Genomic DNA, 706 nt, shown 5'->3' with positions numbered 1-706 from the left:
TTGCTGGATGTCGGGGCAGACTATGCAAAAGCCCACAATCTCCCCTTTGGTGAGGCTTTGAGTGAAGAACAATTGGCGTCCCTAGAAGCCCCAATGGTGATTTATGTGCGCCAACAGGTCAAGGGCATGGATGTTTATGCACCGGTGCTTTACATCCCTGAAAAAGACAGAGCCTCCTTTGTTTCTGCTGGGGCTTTGATCATGGGCGATGATGTCAATATCACCAGCCAAAATACAAGCAATTCCACGATAACCAATTCAGGGCGGATTGCGGCAAATCACCAATTGCATGTGCATGGCGGGGATATCTTTAATCAAGGAGGGCATTTTGCGGCGGGTGGTGATGCTGTTATCCTTGCGGAGAAAAATATTCGTTTGGATGCAGGGCGCACAACGGTTGACGGCGTGGAGACAGTATTAAACACCGAGGCGCTTTCTGCTGGGGGCAATGCGAGCGTAATTGCCAAGCAAGATATCACAGCCTCAGGGGTGGGGATCACCACCGGGGGTGATCTTGCCATGGCTACAGAACAAGGCAACTTGACGATCGGTTCAGCAGAAACCCATTACCATGATGAACACGGTGATGCCACCATGCATCATAAATCAGAAGTCAACTCTGGTGGCTCGACGACACTTGCCTCTGGACAAGATTTGAATATTCTAGGCTCTGATGTTCAAGCAACGGATAATCTTTCCTTACAAG

Annotated in this window: 1 protein-coding gene; it reads left to right on the top strand. The window is 49.6% G+C overall.

The genetic code is table 11. The features are described 5' to 3' along the window. The coding region (locus tag ACFINS_RS10375; protein ID WP_375706224.1) for a hemagglutinin repeat-containing protein at positions 1–706 on the top strand (706 nt) is incomplete at both ends.

This window comes from Bartonella sp. AA2SXKL (assembly GCF_042197205.1).
GTDB lineage: Bacteria > Pseudomonadota > Alphaproteobacteria > Rhizobiales > Rhizobiaceae > Bartonella.
The sequence above is the reverse complement of the archived record's forward strand: the minus strand, read 5'-3'. Positions and strand labels throughout refer to the sequence as shown.